Source organism: Nonomuraea sp. NPDC050783 (genome assembly GCF_040802095.1).
GTDB lineage: Bacteria > Actinomycetota > Actinomycetes > Streptosporangiales > Streptosporangiaceae > Nonomuraea.
In genome coordinates, this window is the sequence record NZ_JBFAHK010000007.1 from 1 (window position 1) to 12216 (window position 12216).

Annotated in this window: 12 protein-coding genes; 2 read left to right on the forward strand and 10 right to left on the reverse strand. The window is 74.1% G+C overall.

From position 1 onward, the window contains the following. From AB0H75_RS20240 to AB0H75_RS20255, 4 genes are all read right to left on the reverse strand, one after another. Positions 1 to 1016, reverse strand: a 1016-nt coding sequence (locus tag AB0H75_RS20240) for a HAMP domain-containing protein (protein WP_367798207.1), incomplete at its 3' end; no start/stop codon positions are given. 146 nt (positions 1017 to 1162) lie between these two features. After that, positions 1163 to 1519: an STAS domain-containing protein gene (locus AB0H75_RS20245; RefSeq protein ID WP_367798209.1), complete on the reverse strand. Its 357-nt coding sequence runs from the start codon at positions 1517 to 1519 to the stop codon at positions 1163 to 1165. 143 nt (positions 1520 to 1662) lie between these two features. Then, positions 1663 to 3093, reverse strand: coding sequence for an MFS transporter (locus AB0H75_RS20250; protein ID WP_367798211.1), 1431 nt, complete (start codon positions 3091 to 3093; stop codon positions 1663 to 1665). Positions 3094 to 3203: 110 nt separating this feature from the next. After that, positions 3204 to 3812, reverse strand: coding sequence for a TetR/AcrR family transcriptional regulator (locus AB0H75_RS20255; protein ID WP_367798213.1), 609 nt, complete (start codon positions 3810 to 3812; stop codon positions 3204 to 3206). Between the two features lie 96 nt (positions 3813 to 3908). On the opposite strand from AB0H75_RS20255, the gene AB0H75_RS20260 reads away from it, so the two are divergent. Beyond that, positions 3909 to 4643 carry a MerR family transcriptional regulator gene (locus tag AB0H75_RS20260; RefSeq protein ID WP_367798215.1) on the forward strand — a complete coding sequence of 245 codons (735 nt, stop codon included), beginning with the start codon at positions 3909 to 3911 and terminating at the stop codon, positions 4641 to 4643. A 66-nt stretch (positions 4644 to 4709) separates the two neighbouring features. Here AB0H75_RS20260 and AB0H75_RS20265 read toward each other — a convergent pair whose 3' ends face one another. The 4 genes from AB0H75_RS20265 to AB0H75_RS20280 form a co-directional block, all read right to left on the reverse strand. Further along, entirely contained in the window at positions 4710 to 5156 is a 447-nt protein-coding gene (locus tag AB0H75_RS20265) for a CBS domain-containing protein (RefSeq protein ID WP_367798217.1), read from the reverse strand. A gap of 176 nt (positions 5157 to 5332) precedes the next feature. Beyond that, the gene (locus tag AB0H75_RS20270) at positions 5333 to 5995 is read right to left on the reverse strand and encodes a TrkA family potassium uptake protein (protein WP_367798219.1); all 663 of its coding nucleotides are present in this window, start codon (positions 5993 to 5995) and stop codon (positions 5333 to 5335) included. Further along, a complete protein-coding gene (locus tag AB0H75_RS20275) occupies positions 5988 to 7340 on the reverse strand; it encodes a TrkH family potassium uptake protein (RefSeq protein ID WP_367798221.1) in 1353 nt (450 codons plus the stop codon). Before AB0H75_RS20275 ends, AB0H75_RS20270 begins: the two co-directional genes overlap by 8 nt. 343 nt (positions 7341 to 7683) lie before the next feature. Next, on the reverse strand, positions 7684 to 7923 hold the full coding sequence (locus AB0H75_RS20280; protein ID WP_367798223.1) for a DUF2945 domain-containing protein: 240 nt from the start codon (positions 7921 to 7923) through the stop codon (positions 7684 to 7686). A gap of 124 nt (positions 7924 to 8047) precedes the next feature. Here AB0H75_RS20280 and AB0H75_RS20285 point away from each other — a divergent pair, with 124 nt between their 5' ends. Then, a complete protein-coding gene (locus AB0H75_RS20285; protein WP_367799031.1) occupies positions 8048 to 8596 on the forward strand; it encodes an NADAR family protein in 549 nt (182 codons plus the stop codon). A 175-nt stretch (positions 8597 to 8771) separates the two neighbouring features. Here AB0H75_RS20285 and AB0H75_RS20290 read toward each other — a convergent pair whose 3' ends face one another. Next, entirely contained in the window at positions 8772 to 10904 is a 2133-nt protein-coding gene (locus tag AB0H75_RS20290) for an ATP-dependent RecD-like DNA helicase (RefSeq protein ID WP_367798225.1), read from the reverse strand. A 111-nt stretch (positions 10905 to 11015) separates the two neighbouring features. Further along, positions 11016 to 12170, reverse strand: a complete 1155-nt coding sequence (locus AB0H75_RS20295; protein WP_367798227.1) for an acetate/propionate family kinase — start codon at positions 12168 to 12170, stop codon at positions 11016 to 11018. Positions 12171 to 12216: the final 46 nt, after the last annotated feature.

The following is a 12216-nucleotide window of genomic DNA, read 5'->3' on the forward strand; positions in this document are numbered from 1 at the left end:
GTCTGCGCCAGCGCGGCCACCTCGCCCTTGGCCTCCACCGTGATCTTCTGCGACAGGTCGCCCCGCGCCACCGCCGTGGCCACCTGCGCGATCGAACGCACCTGATTGGTCAGGTTGGACGCCATCACGTTGACGTTCTCCGTCAGGTCCTTCCACGTCCCCGACACGCCGCGCACGGTCGCCTGGCCGCCCAGGTTGCCCTCGGTGCCGACCTCCCGGGCCACCCGCGTCACCTCGTCGGCGAACGACGAGAGCTGGTCCACCATCGTGTTGAGGGTGTTCTTCAGCTCCAGGATCTCGCCGCGCGCCGAGACGGTGATGCGCTGCGACAGGTCGCCGCGCGCCACCGCCGTGGCCACCTGCGAGATGTTGCGGACCTGGTCGGTGAGGTTGCCCGCCATGAAGTTCACCGAGTCGGTCAGCGCCCGCCAGGTGCCGGCCACGCCCTTGACGTCGGCCTGCCCGCCGAGCTGACCCTCGGTGCCGACCTCGCGGGCGACGCGAGTCACCTCCTCCGCGAAGGAGGAGAGCTGGTCCACCATCGTGTTGACGGTGTTCTTCAGCTCCAGGATCTCGCCCCGGGCGTGCACGGTGATCTTCTGTGACAGGTCGCCGCGCGCCACCGCCGTGGTGACCTGGGCGATGGAGCGCACCTGGTCGGTGAGGTTGCCGGCCATCGCGTTGACCGACTCGGTCAGGTCCTTCCAGGTGCCCGAGACCGCCGGCACCTCGGCCTGGCCGCCCAGCCGTCCCTCGGTGCCGACCTCGCGGGCCACCCGGGTGACCTCGGAGGTGAACAGCGACAGCTGGTCCACCATGCCGTTGAAGACCGAGGCGATCTCCCCGAGCAGGCCGCCCGCGTCGTCCTCCGGGAGCCGGGTGCGGAAGTCGCCGTCCCTGACCGCCGTCAGGCCCGCGAGGAGCCGGCGCAGCTCGGGCTCGCCGACCTCGCCGGAGCCTCGGGCACGCTTGCCTCGCGTGGTCGGACGGGACGTGCCGACGGTGGGGTCGTTCATGACCGCTCCTCCGTGTCGCCCGGGGGGCCGATACTCAGGTAGCGGAGAGACTAGCCGTCCGCGCCCCTCCCGTACGCTAACCGCACGTTGTCATCCCCGTATCACACCCCGTGCACGTTCCCCTCCGCAGGGTCCCCGCAGGGCGGTCAGCCGGAACGTTCCGCCGACTCCAGCGCCGCCGCCACCGCGTCGTCCACCGTCTCGTGGACCGGGACGTGCGACAGGACGCCCGTCACCTCGAACAGGCGGGCCGGGAGGGGCTGGACGCCGGCCAGGCGGGCCGTGCCGCCGCTGCGCAGGCAGGTGGTGGCGCACATCAGCAGGACGTGCAGGCCGGAGCTGTCCATGAACGGCACCCGGGACAGGTCGAACACGACCTGGCCGCCGGGAGGCTCCAGCACGTCCCTGACGTAATCCTCGAGCTGGGCGCGGTTGGTGGCGTCCATCTCGCCGGCCACGGCGATCACGGTCACCCCGGGCAGGCGCTCGCAGGCAAGCGTCAAGGACGGCATCTACCTCGTCACCGCTCTCGCCGGCAGTTCTTGAGCATCAATGAAGGATAGTCCGCCGGAGTCATCCGCGATATCCCGCATTTAACGGCCCGCCCGTCCTCGGGGATGCGGTCCGCCCGGTAACGCGAGAAAGGTCAGTGCCCGTGACCGTGCCCATGACCATGACCGGTACCGGTGGGCCTGCCGGGCGGCACCAGCCCAAGCGACACCAGCGCCGCCGCCCCGGCCGCCGCGGCGCACACCACCAGCCCGGCGGCGAACCCGCCGGTGCCCGCCGCGCCGCCGGGCACGAGGCTGGACGCGGCGACCGTGGAGACCACCGCCACGCCGATCGAGCCGCCCAGCTCGTGGAAGGTGCTGATCACGCCGCCGGCGACGCCGTTCTCGCCGGGCGGGACGTTGGCCAGGGTGGTCGTGGTGGCCGCCACGAACGCCGGCCCGATCCCCAGCGCGGCCAGGACGAACCCGGGCAGCAGCGTGGCGTACGGGCCGGCCTCGGGGGAGATCCGGGTCATCAGCGCCGCCCCCGCCGCCGCCAGCACGAACGCCGCCACCGCCACCGGCCGCCCGCCGATCCTGGGGACCAGACGCCCGCCCGCGTGCGCGCCGAGCGTGATCGCGACCGCCACGGGCAGGAAGAGCAGGCCGGTCTCCAGGGCGCTGAACCCCGCCACGTGCTGCAGGTAGAGCGAGCTGAGGAAGAACAGCCCCAGCATGAGCCCGGTGGCCACCAGCATGACGAACATCCCGGAGATCACCGGCCGCCTGGCCAGGGTCGCGGCCCGCACGAGCGGGGCCCGTACCGACCGCTCGACCACCACGAACAGCGCGTAGAGCAGCGCCGCCCCGGCCAGCGGCAGCAGCGTCCCGGCCGCGCCCCACCCGGCGTCGCCCGCCGTCACCAGGCCGTAGATGAGCAGCGCGGTCGCCGCGGTGACCAGCAGCGCGCCGGGCACGTCCACCCGGCCGGCCCGCCCGGGAACGGCCGGCACGACGGCCGGTACGGCGGCCAGCACCAGCAGCCCGACGGGCACGTTCACGAAGAACACCCAGGTCCAGCCGGGACCCGCCGTCAGGACCCCGCCGAGGAGCACGCCGAGCGCGGCGCCGGAGCCGCCGACGGCCGCCCACACGCCGAGCGCCCGCGCGCGCCGCTCCCCGTGGAAGACGGTGGTGATGACGGCCAGGGCGGCGGGGGAGAGCAGGGCCGCGCCCGCTCCTTGCAGCGCCCGCCCCGCGATGAGCGCCGCGCCGCTCCCGGCCAGCCCGCACAGCAGCGAGGCCACGGTGAACAGGCCGAGCCCGGCCAGCAGCGTCCGGCGGGCGCCGAGCGCGTCGGCGAGCCGCCCGCCGAGCACCATGAGGCCGCCGAAGCACAGCGTGTACGCGGTCACCACCCAGGTCAGCGCGCCGCGGCCGAGCGCCAGGTCCGTCCCGACGGCGGGCAGCGCGACCTGCACGACCGTGATGTCGATGATCAGCATGAACTGGGCCAGGCAGAGCAGCGCCAGCACGCTCCACCCGGCCGCGTGCCGCACCCCGGCGCGGGACGTGTCGACTTCCATCCGTCACTCCTTAACTCGAACAGTGGTGTTCAAGTTAGCACGCGTGACGGTACCCCGGTAGGGTTCAAGGGTGCGTGCTGGACGCCAGGCGGGGGCGTCAGGTGGGCGCGTCAGGCGGAGCCGCGCGCCCCGGACGTCAGGAGCGACAGCACGGTGGTGACCAGCACGTGCTCCACCTCCTCCGGCGCGAGCCGCCCGGCCTCCCGCTCCTGGGCGGCGCTGTGGACGACCGAGAAGAACGCCGTCACCAGCCACTGCAGCGGCAGGTCCGTACGGAAGTCGCCGCCGCGCCGCCCGCGCTCGATCAGCCGCTCCACCCGGCGCAACGGGCCCTCGTGGTGCTGCCTGATCCGCTCGGTGGCGATGACCCGGTCGGCGGCCACGAACAGCCGGCGATGCCGGTCGAGGATCTCCCACGACGAGCGCAGCAGCCGGATCATGGCCTCCGGCGGCGGCGCGGTGTCGAGCGAGGGGTCCTCCAGGACCGCGTCCGCCAGGCCGACCGCGTGGTCCATCACCGCGTCCACCAGCGCCTCGCGCGAGGGGAAGTGCCCGTACAGCGTGACCCTGCCCACCCCGGCCGCCTTGGCGATGTCGGCGACGCTCGCGGACGGGTCGGAGCTGAGCAGCCGCGTGCCGGCCTCCAAGATGGCGGCGATGTTGCGCTCGGCGTCGGCCCGCCGGGCGGGCACGGGCTGTCGGGGCGCGGTCCTCACCATGCTCCCCACCCTACGACGCCGCCCCCCGCCTCCCGGCGAGCCCGTCCGGCGACACGCTTGCACCGGACGCGGCGTCAGGTCCTAGCGTCGTCGGATGTGAACGCAAGACGCTGGAGGATCGGCGAGCTGGCCGCCGCGACGGGCGTGACCGTCCGCACCCTGCGCCACTTCGACCAGATCGGCCTGCTGCGTCCCGCCGGGCGCTCGCCCGCCGGGCACCGCGTCTACACCGGTGACGACGTGCGCAGGCTCTACCGGATCCTGGCGCTGCGGGAGCTGCGGCTGCCGCTGGCCGAGATCGCCCGGTCGCTGGAGGCCGGCACCGACCTGCGGGCCATCCTCGCGCGCCAGCTCGGACAGGTGGAGCGGCAGCTCGCGGCGCAGCAGGACCTGCGCCGCCGGCTGCTGGGCCTGGCCGGGGCGCTCGGCGGCACCGGCCGCCCGTCGATCGACCAGCTCATCGAGACGATGGAGGCGATGATGCAGGCCAGGCACTTCACCCGGGAACAGCTCGCCCGCTTCGAGGAGCGCCACCGCGAGCTCGGCCAGGACGGCCTCGCCCGGCGGATGCGGGAGCTGGGCGACCTCGCCGCCGAGGCCAGGGAGCACGCAGGACGCGGCACGGACCCCGCCGACCCGGCGGCGCAGGACCTCGCCCGCCGCTGGACGGCCGCCCTCACCGCGCTGACGGGCGGCGACCGGAGCGCGGTGTCCGCCGTCTACGCCAAGATCGAGGCCCGCGGCCCGGAGGCGGCCACCAAGGGCGTCCTCAGCGAGCCCGCCTGGGCCTTCCTCACGCGGGCCTTCGCCGCCGGCTTCCCCGCCACCTGACCCGGCTCCGCCCGGACCCGGCCCCGCCCCCGGACCCGGCCTCGCTCGGACCCGGCCTCGTCCCGCTCAGGGTCGCAGCGCGTGGTCCATGAGGGACTGCAGCGTCACCGCGCCCGCCAGCCGCCCGCCGGCGTCCACGACCGCCACCAGGGGGCTGCGGGTGCGGGCCATGAGCGCGGCCAGCTCCAGGACGGTCGCCTTCACGTCGGCGACCGGCAGCTCGCGGGGCTGCTCGGGCAGGCACTCGCGTACCGTCCGGTCGCCCAGCTCGCGCAGGAACAGGTCGGCGTGGGCCTCGTCCACCACCCGCGCCAGCGCGGGGTCGTCCTGGCAGTACGCCGGCACGGCCAGCCGCAGCACCTGCGTGCCGGGCAGGATGCTCAGCGGCCGGCCGTCGTCGTCGACGAGGACGAGCCCCGGCAGGTCCTGGTCGGCCAGCAGCCTGGCCGCCTCCAGCGCCGGCGTGTCCAGGGTGACCGTCGGGAAGCCGACGGCGAGATCGCGTGCGCGCATCGATGTCCTCCGGCCCACAGCCTAGCCACGGCCCGCCCGCCCGCGAGCGCGCCCGCCCGATCTGCCGCCGCCGCGGCGCGGCGACCCCGACGGCTGCGCGGACACTGGGCGACCACTGGGCCATCACCGGGCGATCACTGGGCCATCACGGGGCCATCACGGGGCCATCGCTCCGCTCACGGCAGCTCCGCGAAGCGCTCGACCTCCTCCGTCCGCCCCGACACCAGGATGACGTCGCCGTAGGACAGCTCGGTCTCGGCGGTCGCGTACGTGAACGGCTCGCCGGGCGGCTTGACCGCGACGATCGTGACGCCGCGCTTGCGCCGCAGGTTGGACTCGCCGAGCGGCACGCCCACGTACTCCTTCGGCGGCTTGATCTTGGCCAGCGCGAAGTCCCCGTCCACCTGCATGAAGTCCAGCATCCGCCCGCTGACCAGGTGCGCGACCCGCTCGCCCATGTCGTGCTCGGGGAAGACGACGTGATGGGCGCCGATGCGGTCGAGGATGCGGCCGTGCTGGGAGCTGACGGCCTTGGCCCAGATGTCGTTGATCTCCAGCTCGACCAGCAGCGACGTGGTGAGGATGCTGGCCTCGATGTCGCTGCCGACGGCCACCACCGCCCGGTAGAAGTCGGGCACGCCGAGCTGGCGCAGCGCCTCCATGTCGGTGGCGTCGGCGGTGGCGATCTGGGTGATCTGCCCCGACAGCGCCTGCGTGATCTTCGGCCGGTGGTCGATGGCCAGGACCTCGGTGCCGCGCCGGGTCAGCTCCAGCGCCAGAGAGGTGCCGAAGCGTCCCAGCCCGATGACGACGACCGGATTGCTCTTGTACTCAGCCAACGATGACTCGCTCCTCGGGTAGCTCGTAGCGGCGGGTGCGCCGGTTGAGCGCCAGCGCCGACCCCAGCGTCAGCGGGCCGATCCGGCCGACGAACATCAGCAGGGCGAGCAGCACGTGCCCGGCCGTGCCGACGTCCGCGGTGATGCCGGTGGACAGCCCGGCGGTGCCGAAGGCCGAGATGACCTCGAAGAGCACCTGGTCCAGCCCGTGCGGGGTGAGCGCGAGCAGCACGTACGTCGAGACCGCCACCAGCGTCACCCCCAGCACCGTGATCGTGACGACCTGGCGCTGCGTGGTCTCCGGCAGCCGCCGGCGGCCGATGTTGACCCGGCTCTCGCCCCGCATCTCGGCCCAGACGATGAAGGCGAGCATGCCGAACGTCGTCACCTTGATGCCGCCCGCGGTGCCGGCGCTGCCGCCGCCGACGAACATCAGCAGGTCGGTGGCCAGCCAGCTCGACGGGTACATCTGCGAGATGTCCAGGACGTTGAAGCCCGCCGAGCGCGGCATGACGGCGGTGAAGAAGGCGGCCATCACCTTGGTGCCGTCGTCGAGCGGGCCGAGCGTCGCGGGGTTGCGCCACTCGGTGGCCAGGAAGACGAGGGTGCCGAACGCCAGCAGGATCGTGCTCGTCCCGACGGTGACCCGGGTCAGCACCGTCCACTTGCGCGGCTGCCGCCAGTGCCGGGCCAGCTCGAACACCACCGGGAACCCCAGCCCGCCGACGATCGCCGTGAGCGCCACGGTCAGGCAGATCCAGGGGTCGGTGACGAACCGGACGAGGCTGTCGGGCCACAACGCGAACCCGGCGCTGTTGAACGCCATGATCGCGTGGAACCCGCCCAGGTACAAAGCGCGCCCCAGCGGCTCGCCGTAGCCGATGAGGAACCGGCCGGTCAGCACGACGGTGGTCACCGCCTCGCAGACCAGGCTGAAGGTCACCACCTTGAGCACCAGCCGGCGCACGTCGCTCATGCTGAGCGTCTTGGTCTCGGCCTGGGCGGCGATCCGCGCCCGCAGCCCGAGACGGCCCGACACGAGCAGGGTGAACACCGTGGCCAGCGTCATGATGCCGAGGCCGCCCACCTGGGCCAGCCCGGCGATGACCACCTCGCCGAGGACCGACCAGTGCGCCTCGGTGTCGACCAGCACCAGCCCGGTCACGCAGACGGCCGAGGCGGCGGTGAACAGCGCGGCCGGCCAGCCCGCCGACACGCCCTCGGTGGTGGCGGCGGGCAGCGACAGCAGCAGCGCGCCCAGCCCGATCGCCACGGCGAACCCGGCCACCACGACCTGGGCGGGATGCGTGAAACGCGCTAAGAGGGCGGGAGCGGCACGCATCATCGACCGCCGCCATGAGCCCAGCGCATCGCGCAACACCCTCCGGAGAACTCGGCCGGCGGTCTCCGGCCGACCGGACCTCCCGGCGCATCGCGCCTCACCATAACAACCCCCGCGAACGCCGGCGCACGCCGCTCGGCACCGGTCACTTGAGCAGGTCGTGCCCCTGATTCAGCAGAGAGTACCGCCACCGCGCCCGGGTCGCGTCACCGGAGGGCCATCCATGATCCGCGGCCGGTCGCCGGCGCCGGTCGCCGGCGGCGGTCGTCCGCGCCAGTCGTCCGGGCCAGTCGTCCGGGCCGGTCGTCCGCGCCGGTCGTCCGGGTCGGTCGTCCGCGACGGGTCGTCAGCCGCCCCGCTTCTTCTGCTTCTTCAGGGCCTGGCCCTTGTGGACGGCCTCGCCGCCGCTCTTGTCGCTGCGCACCACGTACTGGGGATCCTCGGGGGAGGCGGCCACGGTGCGGTTCGCCGCCTTCGTCCGCTTGGTGATCTTCCGCTCCACGGTGCCCTCGGCGGTGCCGCCGTGACTGCGCCAGGTGACCTGGTCGCCCTTGTCGAGCTTGTCCTTGTCGTCCTTCTTTGGCATGACCTGCGGCTACCCGTCCCGGGAGGGGATAGCCGCAGGTCGCAGCGGGTTTGCCGGTTATTGGGGCGCGCCGGGGCACGATCTGTGGCACCTTGGGCCCGTGCCCGAGGAACCCGCGCTCCCCATGACCGTCGAGGAGGCCGTCGCCGCCGAGCGTGCCGGCCGCCGGCTCAAGTACCTGTACTTCTGGGGCCACCGCCCGGCCCGTGGCGGCGGCCCGGGGCCGGGCTGCCTCAGCCAGTGGTGGCCGGTCACCTTCACCGAGGACGGGCACTCCTACGCCTCGGCCGAGCACTACATGATGGCGCACAAGGCGTGGTTGTTCGGCGACGACGAGACCGCGGCGAAGGTCCTCGCGGCCGCGCACCCGGCCGAGGCCAAGGAGCTCGGCCGCACCGTGCGGGGCTTCGACGAGGAGACGTGGCGGGCGCACCGCTTCGCCATCGTGGCCCGCGGCAACGCCGCCAAGTTCGGGCAGCGCGCCGAGCTGGGGGCGTACCTGCTCGGGACGGCGGGGCGGGTCCTGGTCGAGGCCAGCCCGCGCGACCGGGTGTGGGGCATCGGCCTGGCCGCCGCCGACGAGCGCGCCGCCTCGCCGTCCACCTGGCAGGGCCTCAACCTGCTCGGCTTCGCCCTGATGGCCGCCCGCGCCACCCTCCGCCCGGCCCCGTAGCCCTCGGCCCCGTAGCCCCCGGCCCCTAGCCCCCGCCCCGCAGCCCCCGCCCACCCGCGTAGCCGTCTCGCGGTCGGCCGACAGGCGCACGAGGGTGAGGCCGATGCGGCCCGGATCGTGGCGCAGGTGGCGGGCGAGGTATTTCGAGACGCGGACCAGCCGCCGTTGGTCCGTCTCACGCCTCCAGGCTCAGGGACAGGCGGCGGGCCAGGCCGGTGTTGCGGCGCGGGCCGACGCGGTGGACGGCCAGCTCCAGCGCCTCGCGCTGGCCCACCAGCACCACCCACGCCTTGGCCCGGGTCACCAGGGTGTAGAGGAGCTTGCGGCGCAGCATGATGCCGCCCGACTCGGCCACGACGGGAGCGACCACGAACGGGTATTCGCTGCCCTGCGAGCGGTGCACGCTGATCGCGTAGGAGTGGGTGAGGTCGTCGAGCTCGTCGAAACCGTAGTCGACGCTCTCGCCGTCGTCGGTGCGGATCGTGAGCGTGCGCTCGGACGGGGTGACCGCCGTCACCGTGCCCGTCTCGCCGTTGAAGACGCCCTTGTCGTAGTTGTTGCGGATCGGCATGACCCGGTCGCCGACCCGGAACACCGTGGCCCCCGACCAGTGCTCGGCCTTGCCGTCGGCGGCCGGGTTGAGCTGCTCCTGGATGAGCCGCCCGAGCGCCGTGGCGCCGGTCTCGCCCTTGCGCATCGGGCACAACACCTGGACCTGGCCGGGCTCGACGCCCTGCTTGCGCGGGATCGCGACCATGGCCAGGTGGGCCACCCGCCGCGCCACCTGCTCGGGGTCGTCCAGCTCCTCGAACCAGAAGCCGCCGCGGCCCGGCGTGACCGGCATCCGGCCGGCGCGGATGCGGTGGGCCGCCTCGACGATGCCGCTGCCGCCCGCCTGCCGGAAGACGTGGGTGAGCCGCACACGCGGGACGGCGGGCACCCGCAGCAGGTCGGCCAGCACGTCGCCGGGCCCGATGCTGGGGAGCTGGTCGCTGTCGCCGATGAGCAGCAGGTGGCTGCCGGCGGAGACGGCCGCCACCAGCCGGGTGGCCAGGTGCAGGTCGAGCATGGACGCCTCGTCCACCACGATGAGGTCGGCCTGCGACGGCCGCTCGTCGAACAGCGTCTCGGGATCGGGGTCGGACTGCTGGGCCAGCATGCGGTGGACGGTCATCGCCGGCATCCCGGTCAGCTCCGACAGCCGCTTGGCGGCCTTGCCGGTGGGCGCGGTGAGCGTGACCGTGCCGCCCGCCTGCCGGACCACGGTGGCGATGGCTCTCACCGTGTGGCTCTTGCCGACCCCGGGCCCGCCGGTGATCACCGAGACCGTGCTGGTCAGCGCCATGGTGACGGCCGCCCGCTGGTCGTCGTGGAGCGACGGGTCCTCGCGGAAGGAGCGCACCGGCAGCGTCGAGCGGGCCTGGAACAGCCGGGCGAGCTGGGCGGCCAGCGCCTGCTCGCGGGCGTGCACGTGCTTGAGGTAGGCGACCATCTGCCCCGGCTGCGCGGGGGAGGTCTCGACCACCAGGCGGCGCTCGGCGACCAGCGCGTCGAGCGCCGGGCGGACGAGGTCGGGGTCCTGCTCGATCAGCTCAGCCGTCTCGCGCACCAGGACGGGCACCGGAAGGTAGCAGTGGCCGTCGCGGCTGCCGGCCGCCTCCAGCCGGTCGAGCAGCGCCGCCCTGACCCGCTGCGGGCTGCGCTCGGGCACCCCCGACTGCAGCGCGATGCGGTCGGCCACCCGGAAGGCGATGCCGCGCACCCGCCCGATCAACCGGTAGGGGTCGGTCGCCAGCACCTCGTCGGCGTCCTGCCCGAACGCCTGGTAGATCTTGGCCGCCAGCAGCGGGCTCACCCCGAGCCCCTGCAACGTCACCATCAGCGCGGCGATCGCCTTCTGCTCCCGCCACGCCTCCACGATCTGCGCCTGCCGCAGCGGCCCGATGTTGACCACCTCGGTCAGCCGCTCGGGCTCGGCGTCGATCACCTTGAGCGTGGCCTCGCCGAAGTGGTCGACGATCGCGTACGCCAGCCGCGGCCCGATGCCCCTGACCAGGCCCGACCCCAGGTAGACGCGGATCGCCCGCACCGACGACGGGGTGATGCGCTCGCACCCCGACACCGCGAAGCGCCGGCCGTAGCGGGGATGGCGGCCCCACTCGCCGTGCAGGCGCAGCGTCTCGCCCGGCTGCACGCCCGACAGCGCCCGGCCGGTCGCCACGAAGCCGGGCTCGCCGTCGGCGCTCATGCGCGCGACGGTGTAGGCGTCCTCCCGGACGTAGACGAGCTGCTCGACCGACGCTTCCACAGGGACGATCAAACCATCCCGCACCGACAAACCCCGGCGAACGGGCAGGCCGCGGGGCGCTCCAGGAGGGCGGGGCGGGTCATCCGGCGCCCGGGCGCGTCCCCGGCCCGGTCACGAGTCCTCCTCGCCGAGCACGCGCAGGCATTCGCGGGCGAGCTGCAGCTCCTCGCGCACCTGGACGACCAGGACGGGGACGGCGGCCCCGTCCGCGCTGACCGGCCCGTCGTCGCCGCGCCCGTCCCGCGCCGGCGGCTCGACGCCGAGCAGGCCGAGCCGCCGGCAGACCGCCTCGCGCACCTCGGGCTGGTCCCAGCCGATCTCCCCGGTGAACACCAGCGCGTCGATCCGCGGCAGCGACGTGGCCGCCGCGGCGATCTCCCGCGCCACCCGGTGGGCGAACACGCGCAGCGCCAGCCCGGCGTCCTCGTCGCCCGCCCGCTCGGCGGCGACCAGCTCGCGGGTGTCGCCGGAGGTTCCCGACAGGCCCAGCAGCCCGGAGTGCCGTTCCAGCCCCTCGCCCAGCTCGGCGACGCTCAGGCCGCCCTCGCTCAGCAGCCACACGAGCATCCCCGGATCCACGCTGCCCGAGCGCTTGCTCATGGGCATGCCCTCCAGCGGCGTGAACCCCATCGAGGTGTCCACGCTGCGCCCGCCCGACAGCGCGCACACCGAGCAGCCGCCGCCCAGGTGCGTCACCAGCAGCTCCAGCTCCGCCAGGGGCCGTCCCAGCAGCTCGGCCGCGCGGTCGGCGGCCCAGCCGTAGGACAGGCCGTGGAAGCCGTAGCGGCGCAGGCCGTGCCGCTCGCGCCACTCGCGCGGCAACGGGTACACCGCCGCCTCCTCGGGCAGCCCGGCGTGGAAGGCGGTGTCGGGGCACAACACGTGCGGCACCGCGGGAAGCTGCTCTCTGGCGGCCTCCAGCAGCGCCAGCGCCGGCGGCAGGTGCAGCGGCGCCAGGCTCGTCACGCCGCGCAGCGCGGCCACCGTCTCGTCGTCGGCCACCGCCGGGGCGCGTACCACCTCGCCGCCGTGCACCAGCCGGTGCGCCACCGCACGGACGTCCCGGTCGAAGTGCCCGCCGAGGAAACGCGCCAGCTCCTCCCGCGCCGAGGACGGGTCCACGGCCCGCTCGGCGTGCGCGCTGTCCAGCACGCAGCCGCCCTGCACCAGATCCAGACGCAGGCTGGACGAGCCTGCGTTGACGGTGAGCACCGCCGCCGACTCCGCCGCCGATTCCGCCGCCTGTTCGCCGAACGCCAGCCCCATGCGTCCCGGCTACCCGTCCCCGCCCCCGCAAAACGGACGCTCCGGG